The 20,945-nt window shown below is 41.1% G+C and carries 14 protein-coding genes and 2 pseudogenes; 7 read left to right on the plus strand and 9 right to left on the minus strand.

Translation table 11 applies throughout. From position 1 onward, the window contains the following. Window positions 1-328 precede the first annotated feature (328 nt). The 6 genes from RE628_RS14350 to RE628_RS29655 all read left to right on the plus strand — a co-directional run bounded on the left by RE628_RS14350 (window position 329) and on the right by RE628_RS29655 (window position 7,764). Window positions 329-754, plus strand: a complete 426-nt coding sequence (locus RE628_RS14350) for a GNAT family N-acetyltransferase (RefSeq protein ID WP_309159276.1) — start codon at window positions 329-331, stop codon at window positions 752-754. A gap of 575 nt (window positions 755-1,329) precedes the next feature. Then, window positions 1,330-1,653: a 2Fe-2S iron-sulfur cluster-binding protein gene (locus RE628_RS14355; protein ID WP_309159277.1), complete on the plus strand. Its 324-nt coding sequence runs from the start codon at window positions 1,330-1,332 to the stop codon at window positions 1,651-1,653. Between the two features lie 1,046 nt (window positions 1,654-2,699). After that, entirely contained in the window at window positions 2,700-4,271 is a 1,572-nt protein-coding gene (locus tag RE628_RS14360) for a serine/threonine-protein kinase (RefSeq protein ID WP_309159278.1), read from the plus strand. A 38-nt stretch (window positions 4,272-4,309) separates the two neighbouring features. Further along, a complete protein-coding gene (locus RE628_RS14365) occupies window positions 4,310-5,977 on the plus strand; it encodes an AAA domain-containing protein (RefSeq protein ID WP_309159279.1) in 1,668 nt (555 codons plus the stop codon). After that, the gene (locus tag RE628_RS14370; RefSeq protein WP_309159280.1) at window positions 5,964-7,337 is read left to right on the plus strand and encodes a hypothetical protein; all 1,374 of its coding nucleotides are present in this window, start codon (window positions 5,964-5,966) and stop codon (window positions 7,335-7,337) included. The genes RE628_RS14365 and RE628_RS14370 overlap by 14 nt, the downstream gene beginning before the upstream one ends. A 193-nt stretch (window positions 7,338-7,530) precedes the next feature. Continuing rightward, window positions 7,531-7,764, plus strand: coding sequence for a transposase (locus RE628_RS29655; protein WP_375143083.1), 234 nt, complete (start codon window positions 7,531-7,533; stop codon window positions 7,762-7,764). Between the two features lie 344 nt (window positions 7,765-8,108). Here the strand turns inward: RE628_RS29655 and RE628_RS14380 are convergent, their stop codons facing one another. The 7 genes and pseudogenes from RE628_RS14380 to RE628_RS14410 form a co-directional block, all read right to left on the minus strand. Continuing rightward, window positions 8,109-10,472, minus strand: coding sequence for a S8 family peptidase (locus RE628_RS14380; RefSeq protein ID WP_309159281.1), 2,364 nt, complete (start codon window positions 10,470-10,472; stop codon window positions 8,109-8,111). Between the two features lie 456 nt (window positions 10,473-10,928). After that, window positions 10,929-11,603: a class I SAM-dependent methyltransferase gene (locus RE628_RS14385; RefSeq protein ID WP_309159282.1), complete on the minus strand. Its 675-nt coding sequence runs from the start codon at window positions 11,601-11,603 to the stop codon at window positions 10,929-10,931. A gap of 82 nt (window positions 11,604-11,685) precedes the next feature. Then, the gene (locus tag RE628_RS14390) at window positions 11,686-12,375 is read right to left on the minus strand and encodes a glycosyltransferase family protein (RefSeq protein WP_309159466.1); all 690 of its coding nucleotides are present in this window, start codon (window positions 12,373-12,375) and stop codon (window positions 11,686-11,688) included. Window positions 12,376-12,536: 161 nt separating this feature from the next. Next, window positions 12,537-13,595 (minus strand): annotated as a pseudogene (locus RE628_RS14395) (glycosyltransferase). A gap of 17 nt (window positions 13,596-13,612) precedes the next feature. Beyond that, window positions 13,613-14,002, minus strand: a complete 390-nt coding sequence (locus RE628_RS14400; RefSeq protein WP_309159283.1) for a glycosyltransferase — start codon at window positions 14,000-14,002, stop codon at window positions 13,613-13,615. After that, complete coding sequence (locus RE628_RS14405) at window positions 13,999-14,763, minus strand: glycosyltransferase family 2 protein (RefSeq protein WP_309159284.1); 765 nt, start codon at window positions 14,761-14,763, stop codon at window positions 13,999-14,001. The genes RE628_RS14400 and RE628_RS14405 overlap by 4 nt, the downstream gene beginning before the upstream one ends. A 619-nt stretch (window positions 14,764-15,382) precedes the next feature. Then, window positions 15,383-17,633 (minus strand): annotated as a pseudogene (locus tag RE628_RS14410) (bifunctional 2',3'-cyclic-nucleotide 2'-phosphodiesterase/3'-nucleotidase). A gap of 369 nt (window positions 17,634-18,002) precedes the next feature. Between RE628_RS14410 and RE628_RS14415 the strand changes: the two are divergent. Next, on the plus strand, window positions 18,003-19,400 hold the full coding sequence (locus tag RE628_RS14415; protein WP_309159285.1) for an amino acid permease: 1,398 nt from the start codon (window positions 18,003-18,005) through the stop codon (window positions 19,398-19,400). Between the two features lie 64 nt (window positions 19,401-19,464). On the opposite strand, the gene RE628_RS14420 is transcribed toward RE628_RS14415, so the two are convergent. Then, on the minus strand, window positions 19,465-20,313 hold the full coding sequence (locus tag RE628_RS14420) for an effector binding domain-containing protein (RefSeq protein WP_309159467.1): 849 nt from the start codon (window positions 20,311-20,313) through the stop codon (window positions 19,465-19,467). After that, window positions 20,297-20,944: a GyrI-like domain-containing protein gene (locus RE628_RS14425; protein ID WP_309159286.1), complete on the minus strand. Its 648-nt coding sequence runs from the start codon at window positions 20,942-20,944 to the stop codon at window positions 20,297-20,299. The genes RE628_RS14420 and RE628_RS14425 overlap by 17 nt, the downstream gene beginning before the upstream one ends. Window position 20,945 lies beyond the last annotated feature (1 nt).

Consider the following 20,945-nt stretch of genomic DNA (forward strand, 5'->3'; position numbering starts at 1 on the left):
CATAGAAGCAGAGGATTTTAGATTTGAGGGCTATTACAGAAAAGTGTAGTTAAGCTAGCTGGCATTCTTAATGAGTTATGGTCAATGAACAATAAACCACATCTGCGTTGAAACAGTCACATCGTGGTTCTAGTTATTTCACTAAAATAATGACATGATTATTGTGGAGGGGTTATAGTTGCGCATTGTAATTATATATAACAAGACAAAATATGATTTATGTCGATCAGTGATATCCTATAAGGTGAAAATCCAGCATCTACCCGAGAGGGCATGCTCTTCGACAGTATTCTATGAATTGTTAAATAATTGAATGAAGGTGAAAATTATGATTAGAGTTGCGAAATTGGAGGATGGGAAAGATATATCCAAACTATTGACGCAATTAGGCTATCCGGATTCCGAAGTTTTTATTATAGAAAATATGGAGAAACTTCTTACTGATCCGAACGCAGAATTATTGGTTTACGAAAATGAAGAACGCCTTGTTGCCTGTATCTCTCTACATTATATCCCACAATTGGGTATGAAACGAGATATTGCATTGATTAATTATCTTGTTGTGGACTCCTCAATTAGAAGTAAAGGAATTGGAAAGGAATTAGAGGAATATGCCACTGCATCTGCCAGAGAAAGGGGATGTGGCATTATTCAAGTTCATTGTCATTCCAGAAGAATAGATGCTCATAAATTTTATGAGAGACAAGGTTTTAAGGAGACTCCTAAGTATTTTTCAAAAATGTTAAACAATTGAAGGACTAAATTCTCACTAGAATATAAAATTTTCAGACGGCAATTTCTTTTTGATCTACAACAAAGTTTTAATAGAAGAGAAAATATTTATTCGGCAGATCAATGTTCAACTAACGGGACACTATAGCTTAATAATATAACGAAAACGCGACCATAATGAACAAAATTGATTTGAAAGAAGCACATGAAGACGGGGCATAGGGGAAATTTATAATAATTGGAGAAATCATAATGGATATACCTTTGTATGACATTCTTAAAAGGGATAAATATGTATTTATGTGATCTCAATCGAATATATACCCCGCAATTTCTATCATTTTATATAGATATTTGTGTCCTAAAGGCCAATCAATATAACTTGTTCAATTCGTTATCATTTATGAAATTGGTTATTGACCAGAGTGGAGAGCAAAGATTCCTTGCAGTGGCGTTTCCAACACAGAAAGCTAAAGGTTAACTAGTGACACGTTCGGTTGTTTACAGATCGCGATTTTGGATAGTATGATTATTGATATTGCACATGATAAACTATTGATTGCGCAGCTACCAAATTAGGAATGGGGGAAATCCAAGATGCCGACAATTCAAATTGAAGGAAGAGGCTCTTATGAAGTTGTAGAAGGTACTAAACTTGTGCTTGCCCTGGAGGATAACGGGGTAGACATATTGCACCGCTGCGGCGGCAACGCCAAATGCACGACGTGCCGGGTCGAAGTGGTGGATGGAGACACCGGTCCGGTTAGTGAAACGGAAGCCTCTCTTCTGCAGGCCAAAGGCATTGCGGAATCGAACATCCGTTTATCATGCCAGATTCGAGTACATAACGATCTTACTGTAAAACCGGTGATGACGGTATCGTCATCCGGCCTGGAGCCAGGCAATCGGCCGCAAGACTAACCGATCGCGAACTGGCTTCCAGACTCTTAACCGCGCTGAAGCATCTCGCATGAGGTGCTCAGCGTGGTTTTTAATGGATGGCCTTGGGCAGTTCACCGAACCAGCTAAGCCTTATGCGAACATATCGTGATAATCAAATTCATTCGTTGATAAATCAGGTAACGCTGATGTTCTCAGGCGAATAGCGGAGGCTACAGAACTCTTGATAGATTTGTTTCAAAACTAGTAAAAAAGGCGACCGATTTCTTCTTATAGAATTATAGGAATCTGTCAGCTTTATTAGCAAAGGGTTACTGTGAAGTAGAGATCTGGCATTTACAAAATGTAAATTGTCATTTGATTAAATATCACATAATTCACTAAATATTATACTAAGAGGGAAGTATGTAGCCAAATTTATGTCATTAATGTAGACACATTTGTGTCATTAGTAGTCATACGTCGTGTCGGGTGAGAAAAACATAGTAACATTAGAAGCCGCTGATCAAGCGGCTTTTTATATTTATGTTATCAAGTTCTTGTCAAAACTCAATGACAAGAACCTGATAACATTCCCGACAGATGACAAGAACATTGTTACATTCCCGATATGATGTCATCGACGGCGGTTAATCCAAAGAATGAATCGCAAGGGTAATGCAATATTCCCATTTTAATTACGTTCTATCTAAAAAGATGCGAAGGGGTATGAAAAAGATTTTTATTTATCTTCATTATTATTGTTATTATCTAATGTGCTTGTGGAAGTAAAGCAGAGATGTAGGAACAGTTAGAGGAAGACCCATTTTGGGCTCATTAATGCTTTAATACAAGACGTTTAATTAAGTAATCGAGAGCTCTGGCTAATGTTGGGGTCTTTTTGTGTATATGAATACTAGGGAAACGCATTTAATCTCCTATAAAATCCTTGTCCAAGCTGGTCTCAACTCCGAAAAATCACTTTTTAAAGCCAGATAGAACTAGGTGCAAACGTGTATTCCATTCCATTTCTTTCAAATCATTATGATATAATATAGGAAAAATGATGCATGAAAAGAGGCTTATCGATGGATATTAATTCACGGCATCTAGAGAAAATTGCTGAAACTGAATTTTCGTTGATCAAACGGTACTTTGACATGGAACAGCAACAGTACATTGTTTTAAAAGAGACAAAAGGAAATCTGGATCGATTTACGAGACTTCTTTTTGAAAGAGAGGTAGGAGCTTTACGAAAGCTCCACCATAATCATATTGTCCAAATGTATAAGTTTGAGTTCGCACCTGGTGAAAATGGCGGCCAAAAGGGGAGAATATTTCTTGAGCATATTAGTGGAGAAACCCTTCAAACAATCGATCGATCGTTAATTGAAAGTATTGACAAAATAAGAATCATTCAGCAGCTTATTGATGCTGTTGAAGCTGCTCATAGCCAAGCCATACTGCATAGAGATATCAAACCCTCTAATATAATGATTGTAGATTATAGACATGCGAAGCTAATTGATTTCGGACTCTCCAAGATCAAGGGGATGGTTACAGGTGATACGACTTATAAATATGGTTCTAATTATTACACAGCTCCAGAAGTTGGGTATCATCCAGAAAACGCCTCTTTTCAAAGTGACATTTACTCTTTAGGAGCCACGATCTACTTTCTCCTAACTGGAAATGTACCCGAATTCCCTAATAAGTTACAGGATTCCATTTCAAGGAGTTCCGACATTATTCCATCATTAAAGGACGTCCTGATAAGGGCCGTTAACCCTGAGCTTGATGAAAGATATGAAACTATCACCGATCTCAAGCGAGACCTAGCTCAGATCATGGGATCTCTAATGTCGGATACGAAATTCTCCATCATATTCACTCATGAAATGATAGAGAAGGCCAAAAGACAGAAATTTGTGCCAAAAGGCATCTACATTGATGTGTTTATTGACCAATACTTAAACAAGTGGTTTGAAAAAGATATATATGGATTTGTCGATTCAAAACTTGAGCATGGCAGGTTGAACGACGACGATGAAGTTTCTTTTTTCTCGACAGATGGATATCTTTTGAAAGGCCTGTATAGGGAGCACGACGAGTATTTTTTAGTTCATGAAATAAGCTTCATTAAACAGCAGGTTGAGCGAACACATTATGAGAAAAAGTACTTACGTATAGCTGGTAAACCTATCTTTAATCATACAGCTCTACGAAATAATACACAGGTGGTTCACCAGACCATTGAAGTTGTAAATGATCTCGTCGATCATCGGACCGATTACCAATCGGATGCGAGGAAACAAACTGAATTTGAGAAATTTTTTGGAATTTGGTCAGAGTATCTAGAAAACGAAAAAGACTTGCTTGTCTCAGCTGCAAAAACCGTTGAATACTTAAACTATCGCTATAACACAGAAGATCATACGACAGAGTTTGAGTTGAAAGATACAACAATAGAAAGCTTAGGATTTACAAATGAAACAACCATCATATTTGATCCCAAACTAGAAGACCCAAATAGTAAACACAGAGCAAAACCAGTAGTTGTTGGAAAGTTCAAGGAAATTACTTACCAGGACGATTCAGTGTTTCTCATAGTTGAATCTCCAAAAAGAGTCAAAGGAATTCCCAATTCGGGAAACTCGTAGAAGATTATCGTTTTAAACTTAATCTGGTTGATAAACAAATGAGCGCTATTCGTGCTTTAAATAGCGATGAGGCCATATGTAATGAAAATTTGCGCGATATCATCTTAGGTTTTGAAACCCCAAAATCAGTAGGGGGTTTTAATGACGTTAATTTCTTTAACAAAAGATTAGATGAGAATCAGAAAGATTCTGTAAAAGTGGCCCTCAATACATCTTCTATTGCCGTAATACAGGGACCTCCTGGAACGGGAAAAACGACGGTAATTCGAGAATTTGTTAATCAGATCCTACATCGTAACAATGCCGATATATCACAGGAGAAGTATAAAATTCTCATTGTTTCTCAATCACATACCGCTGTTGACAATGTATTGGAAGGGCTAGATTTTCAACAAGATATTAGCACAAAAGTAATTCGGATTGGACAAGATGATAATATATTGCCGGCGATTCGAGATAAATTTAGTGTCTCAAACGTCAGGAGTTTATGGGCAATTGAAACCAAAGAAGCCTCTAACCGAAAGATGAATGAGCTGATCTCACAGCATGGAATTGATACGGATGAGCTAAACCGCTATGTTGAAATTCACTCCCAAACACATCGTTCAGAGGAGGAAGAATTGCTGATACAGCAATTCGAAACGAAATACCAGGATGAACCAGAAAAACAACGGATTATACGTACCGCTACAGTCCAACGTAACTGGATAGATCGTCTCGGAATTGCCAGCGATTCAGAATCACGGCTTATTGAAAATGCCACGATTGTTGCGGGAACCTGTACAGGCTTTAATTCGAATCCATCTACCAGAAATATGAATTTTGATTATGTCATTGTTGATGAAGGAGCAAAAGCAAGTGTACCAGAACTTCTTATACCGCTCCTTAAAGGCAGCCGGCTGATTTTAGTCGGAGATCATCAACAGCTACCACCTGTATTAAATACAGACGCTATCAAGCTAACTTCTGATGGAAAACAAGAAGATTTTGAGAGTGGTATATTCAAACGCCTGTACGATAGCTTTCCGAAATCTAATCGAATCCGCTTAACGACGCAATACCGGATGCACCGAACCATAGGTGATATGATTAGTAGTGTCTTTTATGGTAATGAGATTCAAACTGGAATTCCCGATGAAGAACGAACCCATGAACTACAGTTGTATCAAGGAAAACAACTGATATGGGTGAGTACAAGTAGGGAATACAATCGGAGAGAACAAAGGCATAAGACGCAACAAAATACAAACTCATATAAAAATGAAAAAGAAATTCAAATCATAAAACAGATGCTATGGGATATTGACAAAGAAGAGAGTGCTTGTTGGTATGAAATCGCAGTAATAACAGGCTACAGCTATCAAAAATCTATCATTAGAGATTTTGTTGCGAGAGCTGACTTCAAAAACATCAAGAATATTGAGGTCAATACGGTAGATGCATATCAAGGGAAAGACAAAGACATTGTCATTTATAGCACCGTCCGCAGCAACAAAGATAATGACATTGGATTTCAAAAGTCAGCGCAGAGAATTAATGTGGCACTGTCCAGAGCGCGAAGATTATTAATAATCGTTGGAGACAAAGATCATTTCATGGGGAATAGACAACCGACAAATAAACTTCCAGAAATAGACCGATATATGTCTCAAAAAGAAGGCTGTGAAATTATTGAATACAAGGAGCCAAGTGATGCGAGAAAATGAATACATTCTAGATTTGAAATCAAAAATCCCTCCCAATATTGAGGGGCTAATCTATTTAAAAACAATTACGATCGGCATTCCATACGTTCGTATGAAGTTAAATATAACTACTCGTCGGGAATATCTACTGCCTTTGGCGCAAGAGATGGTACTACGCCTTCTTGAACAGAAATGGACGAACTATGATGAGATAGGTGAAGTCCTTGGCATAGACAAAGACTATTTGGACAAAATTCTTCTGGAGCTCGGTGTAGCTGATTACATTAGTCATATGGGGAAGCTAATCTCCCTGACTGATGCCGGAAGAAAAGTTTTACTTGGATTGAGATCCATACGAATTGAACCGGATTTTATGGACAGTGTCTATTTCAATATGCTCACTGGAGAAATTGTAAAAGATGAGAGCGTGATGAGATCCAAGTTTAGGAATAGATCTAAATGTATGGTTTACCTAAATAATATTAAAGATTTAAATGGCGATTTTCTCACTACCTACGAACATGAAATCAGGGAATTATATAATATAAGAGTTAGAGTTAATCGGGATAGATATATGGATGATGAAACGATTGGTATGGACGAATTATACCGGGTCATTTCAATTGAGGATTTTGACCGCGTATACGATCAAATTCCAGCACATGTTTACTACTCCCGAGATACTGACAACATTGTGTTTGATCTGATAAGCAGTGATAATAAAGATTTATATTACACATGTCTAAGAGATCAAATGAAAAATCATCCTAAATCATTTGACGAGATTTATGATACATGGGAGCACAAACAACGAAGAAAATCTAACTTCTTCAATTGGTATCCTGAAGAAGCGTATGACATAGAAACTTTAGAAGATAAGCGCTTTGAGTTGGTGACTCACCTCCAAAGTTCAAGTGTAGACATGGATCAGATCTACAACAGTTATTTTACAGATCGACTTATGATTTACCAAGAGTATCAAGACATTCTACGATCTCTAACTCAAAAGAAACCTAGAGAGGTTATCATTATAACAGATAATTTGTACATGTTAGAGAAGAGCGAATATAGTTTGCTAGCCTTAATGGATGCAATCTCTCAAAATTCGGCGATCTATATTGGCCATGGGGATAGATCAAACTCTGTAGTCTCAAAAATAAAAGAAAAGCCAAATGTAAAAGCTGTTTTTTCAAAGGAATACCCTGATATAAGAGGCACTCGAATTATCGTAGATGATGAATACATGCTTACAATTCAACACAAACCGTTTCATCTAAGAGGGGAATGTTTTTTGCAAGAAGTCGGTATTCTGACTTATAACAATGCACATATCAATTTAATAAAAGATCTATTTCCTGACATTGCATCGTCAAAGGAATAAAGCTTAAATCCTCTCAATAAAACCTTCGTCTATTAAACGAAGGTTTTTTATTATGACTTTAGTCAGTTGAGCACGCGATAGCGTGCGAAACATAAAACCACCCGCTATGCGGGTGGAGGGCTCAAGGGTTTGACCAATAAGACCATCCCGATAAAATTGAAATGTTCAGTCTCAATGAAAGGAATGGTCTTAAATGGCAAACAAGAGCTATTATAGTCTAGCTCACACAAAGTGGATGTTCAAATACCATATTGTGTTCACCCCGAAGTATAGACGGAAAGAAATCTATAATCAAGTGAGGAAAGACATATGTACAAAATACGAGTTTTGTGAAGAAGTCTTGAATAAACGTATAGAATCCGATCTAAATCGTTCCTTGATTCTCTCAATTTCTAAATCCCACCATCATATGATATGCATTTATTAAATTGTTCGCTTATTTTGTATTCTACTTATAAATTTTTCTTAAGTCGGTTCCTCGATCGCCAAATACTAATTATTTATTGATCTATTTGTATGTATTAATTATTTATAAAAATGCGTATACGTTTTTTCCTTTAATTCATTCTGCACAGTTCTAATTCATAATTTTTAAATGTTATTTGCTTCCAATAAATCGCTAATTCAATTGAATTCGTTCTCAAATCGACCTATTATGTGCTACGTGGCTTCATCATTCATAGTATGTGATTTTTTTCTCAATATTAAACTAAATGAAAAAATCAAATGACTGCCACACTAATGTTGGCAGTCATTATAGTCTTATTAAGATTATTTCTTTATCTGTACTTCGATTGTACGAATCGCATGATTCCCAAATGCGTCTTGTACACGCAAATCAATCTTTTGCTTCCCACTTGTTTTCATAAATGAAGAAAAATCAGCAAAGAATCTCCGTTCCTCTTCATTAACACGAACATAGTTCCAATGTTTTCCATCCATACTCCATTGCATTTTAATTAGAGGGACATCATATTTGTGTTGACGCTCGAATTCTTTCGTAATAGAGATGCGAGTTATCGGATGACGAATCATTTGATCGTCAATTTCCCCAAGAAGCTGCCCTTTAACTGCCTTGCTTGGATTGATATTCTTAATTTCAGGAGCCTTCGTGTCAATGAATAGCGTGGTATCCTCTATAATCGTTTGTCTCTGTTCCGCGAAGCTCTTCACCTTTATGCTATAATCACCATTTGGTAGTTGAGCGCCATAAATATCTTTTCCAGTAAACTTATAATGAAATAATCCTTCTGGATGATTAGCTTGGCTCAATAGCACATATGTTTTCCCTGCTAATGATTTAGGTTCTTCATCATTTCGGGTCGCGGTTATCATAATCCGCTGCGCCGGAACGGTCGCATAATAATCAATAACTGCGGTTCTTCTTTCGATATCACCTGATGGAGCAAACATCGAATTATCCATGTTCAGTCCCATGACTAAAGGATAGGACTTGACCTGGTTGATTAATAGTACAGGCAATCTTAACGTATCGTTGTTCCCTTTGATTTGAATAGAACCTGTCCATATCCCTGCTTCTTGCTGCTTATCAACCATCCACTTTACTGGAATCTTGACGGTTTGATTAGGCTGCACGGTGATTTTCTCTGGTAAATCCATATTTAGTTCGCCTGGAGCCGTTTCATTATGTGCTTCAAGCTGATACGTAATTGACTTGGATGAGGTATTCGTAAGTTCAAAAGATTTAGTTCTTACTGGACTCGCTTCTTTGTTATCAACTGAGATCGGGTCAAATGAAAGACTTGCCAGCTCGATAAAGGTGTTCGTTTTTAATGCTACTTCAAAATTGACACTTCCTGCACCTTGTTCCGTGCGAAGGCATGGCGTACCTTGTTCATTTACAAGTTGATTCGCATGTTGCATCAAAGCAGACTTAACCATCACAGGTGTCCAGTCTGGGTGTGCCTCTAGCAATAACGCAACAGCCCCGGTTACTTGTGGTGCTGCCATACTCGTACCGCTAGACAAACTGTATTTCTCGTCTCCAGGCTTCGAACTGTAAATGTTGATTCCTGGAGCTACAAGATCAGGCTTCATAAGCCAAGTGCCTGCAGCGGGTCCTCGTGAACTTATATCTCCTACACGCTCCTCAGTATTCATGCTGCCCCATGTCCATTCCTTAGAGGTAGCATCCTTTAACTTGCGAGCATCTTCCATCGATAGTACTGCGCCAGGGATCATTTCAATCAGATCAGCATCCGCCTTGATTTGCATGGTAGATCCTTGATATTCCATATTAGGAAGGGCGAATAGAATCCCCTTCACTCCGGTTTTATGGGCAGCCGTGTACCATGGATCTACATCCACATCTTCATCTGACAGTTCAATGACCAAATTCTTATCCCAATACTTGGAGTCTTTCAACTTCTCTGGTGCAATCTTACCTGCATACATAAATGAAGCTGCACCTGATGTCGGAAACTCTTTGGCTCCATATAATGGTAGTAAATGGATTTCCGTCGTCCCACTTAGAAGTGTTGTATCTGTGCGTGCCTGCTGGGTTGCACCAACAACAATGGGTTCTTCTCCATAGCCAGGCGATGTGATTGCCCAATCTTCACCAATATTACCAGCCGACTTTACGATTACGACACCTTGTTTTACCGCTTCTGCTACAGCTTGAGCAACAGGTTCATTCGGCGCATCTATATCAGCGTTTAATGATAAATTAATAACCTGTGCGCCATCTATGACGGCTTGCTTAATAGCTTTTACAACGAGTGGAGTATCTCCAGCTTCCTGAGGATTTCCAACTAATGCCCGATAAACCAAAAGATCTGCATCCGGAGCCTGTTGCATGATAATGCCTGCCACATGTGTTCCATGCCCTTTTTCATCTTGAGGATTTAAATCATTCTCAACAAAATCGTATGTTTTTTTAATATTTCCTTTGAACAAAGGATGATCCATCGCTATGCCTGTATCAATAACCGCTACTTTGACACCTTTGCCTGTATACTGCTCAGACCATGTCGTAAAACCTGTAGCAATATTATTTTTACTAAACCCTATGGAAGCTGCTTGAATCCTAGTCATGCCCAAAATGCTCATACATGTCATTGACCCCACAATCGCTACTACTACCAATTTCTTACGTTTAAATAATCCTTTCATTCCTATACTTCCTCTCCTATCATGATGACCAAAAAATATAATATACCTTTTCGGCATATCATTCCTTACATATCAGTAACACTAGTAACAAAACTGTTTTTATAAGAATAAGTTTGTTGTATCACCTGATGATTATAAAAAGACCGCCCCTCATTGAGTTGCGGTCTTTTAAGTTGACATTATTCAATTATTGCATTAAATTAACTTGTTACTATTTACCTTTTTGATTTCGATAACGTTTCAACTAGCTTTGTATGGCTGTGGCAATCGGATCGATATCACGGAAATATTCGTCGTAACTTTTATGTATGGTGGCCCAGAATCATTCGCTTTGATATCAAACGGCGTAAGGGGCTTGCCTATCGTGTCAATAAGTGCGAATACCGGAAGCCGGGTTTTTGATTAAAAAAGTGAGACTCCCGGTATCAAGAACACCTGTAGCACCTATAGTACCCTCTACGCTTCCAAGCTCTCATAGTATGCTTTTAGTTCTGGCCATTGATTTTTTAGTATGGCATATTGTTCAGTTATTCCTTTTGGAAACAAAATTCCTAAACCACTTGAATGTTCAAACTGTAACGAAGGTAACTTTTCTTTTAAACTTTCCCATAACTTCCATACACCAAACCCGGGTGTGTGACACGAAATATCATGAAACATTATAATACCATTTTCAGCAAGCTTAGGAAGCCAGAGTTCATAATCATGACTTACTGCGTCATATTGATGAAATCCGTCGATATGAAGTATTTGAATAGAATCATCTTCAAACTGCATTACTGCCTCGTCAAAAGTTGCTCTTAGCAGATGCGTAAAACGTGGGTATATTGTAGTTGAGATGACTGAAACAGTATCATATACTTCATTACCATAATGACCAGCATGGGGGTCCCCAACCCAAGTATCAACTGCGTAACATGAAGAAGGTAGTTTGCCGTCCTCGACTGCCTGACACATACTAAAAAAGGAAGTCCCCCAATGTGTACCTAACTCTACAATGGTATTTGGCTGATAATAATGGATTAGATCATAAGCGAAACGACAATGTCCTCTCCAAGCTGAATGTTGCAAAATACGCGAGTCAATTTGATCATACTCGAAGATTGGATTAAGTTTTTTCCATTCGTTCATTAACTCCCCCCCAGCCATTCTATTGGCAAAACAACTTAACCCGAGATTCTTTGTAGTGGGTATCAAGATTCCCAGACGGTCGTTATTCGCCACGTGCATGATCAGCATCCGAGAAATAATTATTAACGAATATCGTTCGATACTTCTCATATGCCACATAATCGAAGTCGTCGCCATTATAATGTATGCACCACGAGCTTCGTACGACAGGTACACCTACGACATATCCAGCACGCTGAATTTCTAAGGACTGTGAAGTATCATAAAAATGAAAGCCGTCGAACAAATCCTCTCTCCAGGGAACATCAACCTGCGTAGCCATAAAGAATCCATCGATGGCTTGCACCCGGATATATTCCTCAGACTCATGCCATCCATTCTCGAATCGAAGAAGTTGATATGTCTCTCTACGATGTTCGATCACTTGGCCTACCAGTGATGAATCTTCCCACCAGATCCCGTTACTAGGAACTGTTACACAGCCTGCAAGACCTATCATGCCAAGCTCCGGGTATCGAAGAAATAACGCTATTAATTCTATTAACATGTTCTTGTAAACAATAAACGTATCCTGATGTATATATATTTTGTATTTTGCTGTATGCTCCAATGCCCGATTATAAGCGCTTGTCATGCTGCTCGCTTGCCTAATAGGCATCACTTCTACAGTGAATCCGGGCGGTACCAGCAAATTATCGATCTGTCTTCTGGCTTGCTGATATATGCTCTCATCGTTAATGCAAATAATAAAAAGAATTGTATTGGGCTGCATCATTGATCCTCCTCTCTCATCCACGACTGAGCCATGCAATTGCGCTTGTTGCTGTATATGAAATCATACTTCAGAGTAATAACCAAAGAACCAGCCAGGGTGAGACATACTTTCTAGCTGGTTCTTAATTGAGTTTTACCAACGTATCATTCGTTTCATATTTATTTCTCGCGTTCTGCAAACAACTTCTGGAAATATTCTTTGTTATACAGCATGCTTGGATGCGTTGGATGGTAGGACAGTGCAATCTCGTTATGCTCATTTGCTTTCTCATATTGCCCTAGTCGATCATAGCAAAGGCATAGTTGTACATGAGGCAACCAAGTATAAAAATGCGGACTATCCATGCTCATGTTACTGCTGTCCGGCTTATAATTTGTTGCTTCTGTATACCAATATATCGCAATATGATAATGATTTTTCTCCAAAAAATGACTTCCCATCGTACAGCAGAATTCAGCTCTTGGCTTATCGTATAGCAAAGTCCGGCATATAGATTGGACTCTCTTTTCCTCATTACCAAGCTGTGCATAACAATCCCCATCTTTAAGCACGCCTGGATATTGTCTTCAATCCACCCTTCCTTGCCATCAAGAAATTGTTCGTAATACAGGATCGACTTATTAAAATGAGCATTATCGCGTAGTTCATTCGCGAAATAGTATAAATCCCTTGGTGTAAATGGTTTGCCTTCCTGCTCTCGTTTGAGATAAATTTGCAAGTTACGGTCGGTGTAAGCTTTGTCTTTACCGTGTGTGATACCAATCTCACTGCTCTGTATATTTCCGAATACTTCCAGGTATTCATGTACTGCACCTATCCATTGAAAGTTTCGGTCTCTACGGACCAAACGGTTTCGCTTCAAGCTGGAAGATACATTACCCGCCTCATCGAAGGAAAGATAATAATTCATAGCGACGCTATCTACTTCGAAGGGAAGTTTCTTTTTTAGTTGAATAAATAGCAGCCGTCTTTTCCTTAATGATATCGTCTGCGTCCAGCCATAATATATATTTTTTTGTTGCTTTGCTAAATGCATAGTTACGAGCGGCTGCAAAATCATCAATCCAATCAAAATTGAAAATTCGGTCAGTAAATTGCGAGGCAATCTCCTTCGTTCGGTCGGTTGAGCCTGTATCTACAATATTAATTTCGTCAGCGATCCCCTTAACGGATGATAAACATCTTGCGAGAGATTCCTCTTCATTCTTAACAATCATACATAAACTAATCGTGATCAATGTGTCCGCTCCTCCTTCGGGCTTGCCGGCATTTGAAACCCAGCTGCTCTACGAAATAAGAAGGTATCATCGATCATAGCCATCATATCTTGATCCTCTTCAAGCATGAATTTCAAGCTCCAAAGGTTCTTAATGTACTTATTGGTATACACCTGACCTTGCTCCATCCACAGGACATACGGCACTGTTGCTTGTTCAAACGCATATCGGTATGGAGCCTCGTCATCGTGCTGACTGGAAAAGTGAAATACATGAGGAGTATAGTTACTGGCGATTTCGACCGTCTTGTCGGTTGATCCCAAATCAACAATAATCACTTCATCCACCTCGTCAATTATCGAATCTAACGATCGACTAAGCGTCAACTCGGCATCCAGCGTAATCATGCACAGACTGACCTTAGTGAGAGGTTTATAAATAAGCTGATGTATGTCCTTCCCCACTTCTCGCATGCTCTATGAGAATTTTGCATCAATAATACGCCTAGACTTGTATCCTGCAAATGATGCATCGTCGCATGACCGATATGGTGAATATAAGAATCATGGACCACTCTTAGCAGATATCCGCTGCGTAAAGCGCGCAAACAAAGATCATCATCCTCATAGTTGCCTAGACCGAACGTTTCATCAAAATTTCCGATTTCGTCGAGAACTGATCTCTTGGCTAATAGACAGAAACCGACCAAGCGTCTTACATCCGTATAACAGCCTGCGTTATCTTCACATTGCTGTCGTGCGAATGAATCTAGTTCGCTCAGATCGGTGTAAGTTACTGGGATTTGATGATGACCGCTCGAATAATTCGTCACAGGTCCAACCATTCCTACTCTTTCATTTTCATACAGAACAGACAGCATATTATCCAACCAATGCTCCGTTACGATCGTATCGTTATTTAAAAAAAGAATATTCTCCCCCTTTGCTAGTTCAATCCCCTGGTTGCACCCTTTTGCAAAACCAAGATTTTCGTTATTAATATGAACGATTACATCAGGTTGTCTGTTTAAATAAGCAACCGTACCGTCCGTTGATCCGTTATCGACCACTATTAGTTCATAATCCTGGGTATGCTCTCGAATACTTTGTAAGCACTTGGAAGTTAAAGCAAGTTGATCATGAGTCAAAATAATGATGCTGGTTGTCACTACATCACCTCATTTTTAGTAAGCTCCAATTTTGCATGTGAAAGATTACCTGCTGGAAAGAGGAGTTGGATGAGAAAATGATCATGTATTGAACTTCACCTGATTAAATACTTAGGTAAAAGACTTGATCCGAAATGAGACACACCTAGTCCTTACTGCTTGTTTCGTAACGAGATAGGCTAGCGGTCTCTGTATCATATTCATGAAACGTAGGATGTTGAAGAAATTTCTGTGGCTATTTCCTAACTTCCATCCATGGTCCAGTCTCAGGAGAAGACATAAAAAAGACAGCCGTCGCAGGAAGCGAAGCTGCCCTTTATTATGTTTCAGTTGCTGTTTGAACCTTGAAGTCTTTAAAACTGATCCACTAAACTGTCCTCGGTGCACATACAGCCAGATCATTACTCTCAAACTCTAACGGTTATGACAACGCTTATTTAACTCAAAATGCCCTGTTTCAAATTTTACCGGTTACGAACGAGCTTATTTGGGTGTTTTTCGCAAAAAACTATCATATTTGATCAAATAACGTCAACTAGAACCGTTAGAGTTGCACCAGTGATTATTTCCATGCAATAACCACTGGTGCAACCGTAAGAAATCTAATTTAGCACACGCCCTATGGAATCATGATTTTCTGTCCGATCTGCAATCTATACACGTTCGTAATCCCGTTGAGATGGGCGATGCTCTTCCAGTCCACGCCAAACTTGATGCCGATGCGGTACAGGGTGTCACCCTTCTTGATGACATATACTTTGCTGGAAGTTTCCGGTGCCGGTGCCGGTTTGGTCGGCTGCGAAGGCTTCGCCGGAGTTGAAGGCACAGACGGCTTGGTAGGCGTCTCCGGTTTAGTTTCCGGTGTTGTCACCGGCGCTGTACTCCCCGTGCTGACCGACAGATCGAGCCCGTACTTTGCGAATCCGTCCTCGGCCGCGCCGATGTACTTCATGTTTTTACTGCTGGCCACAAGGTTTTTCGCATCCGGAGAGGATGTAAAGGTTACGTTCAACTTGGCATCGACAGGTGTAAAAGTCCAGTTACCGTCAGCAGACGGGTTGATGGTTCCGTTGTCGCGGATATAGTCGATAATGACTTGGCGGTTTTCGTCTGGAGCAGCCATAATGATCCGCTTGCCGTCCGGATTGGCGAGCTTCGAGGACGAAGCGCGATAGTTATTGGTCGCCACGACGAACTTCTGTTTCAAGTCGATCGGCTTGCTGTCATACTGCAAATTCTTGATCCGGTTGGCCGAAGGATTCACCACATTGCCTTTCGTATCATATTTGTTCGGCTGGGTCACATCGATTTGATAGGTTACTCCGTCGATGACGTCATAATTGTACGTTGGGAAATCCATATTAACGAGCGGCTGCTCGGTCGTCGTATTGGAAGGATCGATTTGGTTGAACTGGCCTGAGGACCATTCCAGCCACTCCTTCACTTCGGCTCCCGTGACCACAACGGCGTGTACGGTATTCGGGTACACGTAGAGGTCAGATACGTTCTTGATCGCAATCGTTCCTGCCGGAATGTTCGTATAATAAGACGCTCCGTTACGTCCCCCGCCTTGAATGGAGCCCCTGCCGACAGCACTGGAAGGTTCTCGTATTCGGTACCCTTTAGGTTCTTCTCGACATACCATTTCTGAGCATTGGTGACGATTTGAATGGATGGATCATCCTGTACGAGCGCAAAATAGCTGTTGATTGGCGCACTAGTATTGCCTACTGGTCCGCGTACATATTCGATCGTAGCATCATGCTCCGTCTTAACTGCGTCCACGATTGCTTGATCGGTATCCACGAGCGACTTCTTGTTCGCTGTATCATAAATTGGGCGTGCTTCGGTTTTCGAATCGACCACCTTCCACTTGCCGTCCGCGTTCTCCAGGTTTAGGTCGATGATACCGAGATGATCGCCCCAGAATCCAGGTTCGACCGAAGGTACTCCGTTAATGGTTCCCTTCTCCAGATCAACGCCAGTTTTGCCCTTGAAATCCGCACTTGGGAACGTTTTATGCGCATGTCCAAACAGGATGGCGTCAATACCTTCCACCTGGCTCAGATAGAGAACCGAATTCTCCATCAGAGGAGTCTGTGGAATGTCTTCGAAGCCAGAGTGAGGAATCGCGATGATAATGTCGGCTCCTTCTTCTTCATCTGAGGGATGAACTTTTTGGCCGTTTCAACAATGTCCTTCACAATGACTTTGCCTTCCAGATTGGCACTATCCCATTGCGAAATTTGCGGAGGAACGAACGCGATCACACCGACCTTAATCGTCTGCTCCTTGCCGTTATCATCTGTTACCTTCTTATTCAGAATCGTATAAGGGGTAAAATAGTTTACATCATTGCTGTCATCCTTATCCCCGTCGTCCTTGTAAACGTTGGCATTGACAATCGGGAAGTTCGCTCCCTTTTCCGACAGCTTCAGGAAATCCAAGCCATAATTGAATTCATGGTTGCCGACGCCGCTTGCATCGTAATCCATCAAATTCATTGCTTTGTATACCGGATGCACTTCACCATCTGTAAGCGGTTTCACTTTAGCTACAAAATCACCCAGTGGATTACCTTGAATCAAGTCCCCGTTGTCGAACAACATACTGTTTTTCACTTCGCTTCTAGCCGCCTTGATCAGGCTCGCCGTCTTGGCAAATCCGTATTCGTCGGTGGGCTTATCCGCATAGTAGTCATAGTTGACCATGTTCACGTGCAAATCGGTTGTCTCCATGATCCGTAGATTCACCTTGGATCCGCTGCTACTGCTGTCTGCGAATGCAGGTACCATCGGAATGGCGAGCAAGTTGAGAACAACGGCTGCCGCGGTGATGCTCTTCAAGACTTTAATACGGGTCTTTGACATGTTACCCCTCCTAATATTGGTACATCGAGTACGTTGGGCAGAACTAATTCAACACCTCATTAATAACTAACCATTGTTAAATTAAGTTCTGTCTACAACTGTAGTTTATATCTGTGTATGTTAGGAGTTAAAGACAAAAAAATCCAGTTATAAAAAATAATACCCGAGTAGAAGGTCTCAAGTATCAAGGAGTAACATGATTTGTGAAAATGGTTCTAAATACTTACCGCTGTATGCAGTTGAAATTCACTCTGGTGCTTTACCATGAAAAAGAGTATGATAGAAACTTGTCAGTACATTTTTCATAAATAGATTGCTTTATTTTTATTTCTTACCTTTTTAACACTTTTGCAAAAGGGGTTCTTCATCATGACCAGACATAAATTGGGGTTTTGGCTCCTGACCGCACTTGTGGTCGGCAATATGGTCGGTTCCGGAATCTTCATGCTACCAAGGTCGCTGTCGGAAGCGGCAAGTCCTGCCGGAGTCATTCTTGCCTGGGCCGCAACGGGTCTCGGTGTACTTACACTGGCGTTAGTATTCGGCAGCTTGGCTGTCCGTAAACCTGAACTTAGTGGCGGCCCGCAGATCTATGCCAAGGAGCTGTTTCGTGAAGGTTCTCAAGGCTCCCTTTTGGCCGGATTTATGGCCACTTGGGGATACTGGATCGGCAATATCGCAGGTTTTGTGGCGGTAATCACGACCTTCGCGAGTTACTTATCCACTTTTTGTCCGGTGCTTACCAGTGATAAGGTATGGTTCACCGTAGGAAGTTTTACGTTACAAGCCGGAAATGTCCTAACATTTCTCGTCTGCTCGATACTACTGTGGGGAACCCACACCATTTGTCTTAGAGGTATGAAAGGTGCAGGCATGCTAAACTTTATCGCCACAGCGACTAAGGTTATCGGCTTCACTCTCTTTATCATTATCGCCCTGTTTGCGTTCCAAAAGAGCAATATCGGGCCATTTCTGGCACCACGTACGAATGACAGTGGGAAGACACTTGGTTTGCTCTCTCAGGTTAATGCTGCAGCGGTTGCAACCCTGTGGGCTTTCATCGGCGTTGAGTCCGCTATGGTATTCGCTGCAAGAGCGCGTCGCAAGCAGGATATCCGCCGCGCGACGATTGCGGGGCTGCTCATTGCCATTGTGCTCTATGTGGGCATCAGTGTATTGACAATGGGTCTGCTCACACAGAACCAATTGATAGCTTCTCAAAATCCGTTAGTGGACGGCATTTCTAGTGTGTTGGGTCCCGTTGCTGGTAAAATACTTGCTGGTCTAGGATTAGTCAGTCTGCTCGGCTCTACGATCGGTTGGGTGCTGCTTAGTAGTGAGGTTCCATTTCAGGCTGCCAAGCAGGGAGTGTTCCTTCCGTCTTTTATCAAAGAAAATAACAAGGGAATGCCAAAGACATCGCTATGGATCTCGAATGCGTTCGGTCAGATTTTACTACTGTCCACAATCTCAGGCTCCATCTCTGCAGCTTTTGATTTTATTATCTATATTGCTACGCTCGCCTATTTGCTTCCTTACCTGATCGCATCGATATATCACCTTAAGCTGATCTGGAACGGTGAAACTTACTCAATACGTAAAGAACGGGTGACCGAGGGGATTATTGCAACTCTGGCCGCTATTTACTCGCTGTGGGTCATCATAGCGGGAACAGCAAACCTTAAGACATTTCTACTTGGAATTGCGTTAATTGTCAGCGGTATTCTGTTCTATCCGCTTCTGTTGCGGTATCGGAAATATAGCTAACACAATATTGAACGCTGAAAAGGCGACCATCATAAGATGGACGCCTTTTCTTATTTTCGCTATGTTATTTCGCATTGGTCTTCGAATATTGCTCCAGTAGTGTCGTAACCGGGATACCGTCAATCATCATGCCATCGAGACGGCAGTTTTGAATACTTACATTATTTAAATCGCAGTTTTCGAAAATGGCCGTACTTAGATCGCTGTTACGGAACGTAACGGGCTCCACGTTAACCCATCCATCAGTACCAGGCTCCCGATTTAACTGGCTCTCGGATGCATCCGGCCTCCGGATATGCTCGAAAACCGTGCCTCCCATTTGAATTTCATCGATAAGAACGTTTGAAAAATATATATGCTCCCACTTCGCCCCCACAAAATTCACATGCCTTAGCAGACTCTTTCGCATATCGATTCCATGAAGTCTGGCATCCTGAAAGCTCACCATTCTAATGTTCTCACCTCGTAGATCCTGGAGGACATACCCGCCCTTCTCGTCTACGACGATTTGGTCTGTAAGACGTCTATCCACGGTTCGCTTGCGAATTGGAAAATGCATCTCAAATACGGAGTGTTCGTTATCCGTGCCAAGGAACCGTTCATCATGCCGCTCGAATTCAAAGTCATCCACGGCATCATATTCAGTCTGCTGCGGAAACCAATACCCGTGGAAATAATCCCATACCTGCCCGAGCCCACTTGCTTTACCGCGATATGTGATGACGACGTAGTCGTCTTCGGGGATTGAAACTTCCGTCATCCCTTCTGGCAGCGAGGCCTTTGACCCTGATTCTATTTCAACTCCAGCTATATAACGAAAATTCTGATGTGGTCCAAATGGAGGTTCGTACTGATACAATCCAATGGTTGCAAAAGGCTGCTTGATATCGGCAATCTCACGGATCCGCGGCATCACGTTCCCCAGAACATTGGTATCGCTTGTCCCGCATTAGTCTTCTGCTGGTCAACAAACGTCTCGATCCCAACGATGCGACGAGTTCCCCCTTGCGGATCTCCACGTTTATAACACCTGGATAACGATCTGGAGCAAGAACGTTTGATTTTTCTTTAATCGGCGCGTATATATCGAAATCGAAGCTGTCAATCTCTTCGGCCGGAATATGAAACGGATTCACGGGTAGTAGACGGTTCATTTCAAAGCCGAATGCCCCTTCACGAGTATCCCTTTCATAGGGTCCCTCTCCGAACCACTTGAACAAGTATGCATAAGCAGCTTCCATCTGGGAGCGATCCCCCTGAACGGTCAGTTTTGCAAATCGCTTCGCGGAAATGGTGATTGCCTCCAATTCAGCAGGTAGCCCGTCAAAATTGTTAACGACCATGCCTACCCATAGCGTAGTCACTTCCGTCGCCCACTGCCATTCGGGAATAAAGACGTACCCATGCTCCTTATCCGCCACAGCCGGATGACCATCAAGCCATGCAGCTACCTTTGACCATGTTTCACGAACCAATCGGCCGTCTCTCGGGATCCGGAGTACCGCCGCTTTTAATTCTGGTCTTTCCACAATTTCAACGGTCATA

This window comes from Paenibacillus sp. D2_2 (assembly GCF_031199965.1).
Lineage (GTDB): Bacteria > Bacillota > Bacilli > Paenibacillales > Paenibacillaceae > Fontibacillus.

Bases quoted from the DNA above. Each gene is read 5' to 3' on its own strand.
- RE628_RS14350 (WP_309159276.1), top strand. From the start codon at position 329: ATGATTAGAGTTGCGAAATTGGAGGATGGGAAAGATATATCCAAACTA.
- RE628_RS14355 (WP_309159277.1), top strand. From the start codon at position 1,330: ATGCCGACAATTCAAATTGAAGGAAGAGGCTCTTATGAAGTTGTAGAA.
- RE628_RS14360 (WP_309159278.1), top strand. From the start codon at position 2,700: ATGGATATTAATTCACGGCATCTAGAGAAAATTGCTGAAACTGAATTT.
- RE628_RS14365 (WP_309159279.1), top strand. From the start codon at position 4,310: ATGAGCGCTATTCGTGCTTTAAATAGCGATGAGGCCATATGTAATGAA.
- RE628_RS14370 (WP_309159280.1), top strand. From the start codon at position 5,964: ATGCGAGAAAATGAATACATTCTAGATTTGAAATCAAAAATCCCTCCC.
- RE628_RS29655 (WP_375143083.1), top strand. From the start codon at position 7,531: ATGGCAAACAAGAGCTATTATAGTCTAGCTCACACAAAGTGGATGTTC.
- RE628_RS14380 (WP_309159281.1), bottom strand. From the start codon at position 10,472: ATGAAAGGATTATTTAAACGTAAGAAATTGGTAGTAGTAGCGATTGTG.
- RE628_RS14385 (WP_309159282.1), bottom strand. From the start codon at position 11,603: ATGAACGAATGGAAAAAACTTAATCCAATCTTCGAGTATGATCAAATT.
- RE628_RS14390 (WP_309159466.1), bottom strand. From the start codon at position 12,375: ATGCAGCCCAATACAATTCTTTTTATTATTTGCATTAACGATGAGAGC.
- RE628_RS14400 (WP_309159283.1), bottom strand. From the start codon at position 14,002: ATGATTACGCTGGATGCCGAGTTGACGCTTAGTCGATCGTTAGATTCG.
- RE628_RS14415 (WP_309159285.1), top strand. From the start codon at position 18,003: ATGACCAGACATAAATTGGGGTTTTGGCTCCTGACCGCACTTGTGGTC.
- RE628_RS14420 (WP_309159467.1), bottom strand. From the start codon at position 20,313: ATGCCGCGGATCCGTGAGATTGCCGATATCAAGCAGCCTTTTGCAACC.
- RE628_RS14425 (WP_309159286.1), bottom strand. From the start codon at position 20,944: ATGACCGTTGAAATTGTGGAAAGACCAGAATTAAAAGCGGCGGTACTC.